Below are 412 nucleotides of genomic sequence, written 5' to 3' on the forward strand. Positions count from 1 at the left end.
CTGAAGCTCGTCAATCCCTGTCGGATTGACTTCCGACGTTTCCAGTACCAGTGCTTGAGGGTCGGGTTTATAGGTGCTCGACTCAACCATCTTCTGCACGTCGGCAAGCACCTGAGGTTCGATCCCGTTTAACGACGCCACACTTCTCAGGACGCTGTCGATAAATTCGGGTTCCTCCATTTTTGCCATTGCCGATCTGGGGCTCATGCCAGAGAGAATTAGGGCTTCAAGTGTACTTTCGGCCAAGTCTTTGCCGGCCATGGCTTCTGCACGAGCATCCATCGGACGGCCCTGCATGGCTTCCACTCGATTGACTACTGCATGCAATGCCCCGGCGGCCTTGTTGAAGTTGTCCAGCGCCGCTTTATTGAAATTGAGTAACCCGTCAGACCATTGTTTCAGCGTTTCTCCT

1 pseudogene is annotated in these 412 nt (G+C 53.4%); it reads right to left on the minus strand.

Going from position 1 to position 412, the window contains the following annotated elements:
• Positions 1–412, minus strand: a pseudogene (locus KVH01_RS29520) (toxin C-terminal domain-containing protein); the annotation flags it as partial.

This window comes from Pseudomonas khavaziana, from assembly GCF_019145205.1.
In the GTDB taxonomy this organism is placed as follows: Bacteria; Pseudomonadota; Gammaproteobacteria; order Pseudomonadales; family Pseudomonadaceae; genus Aquipseudomonas; species Aquipseudomonas khavaziana.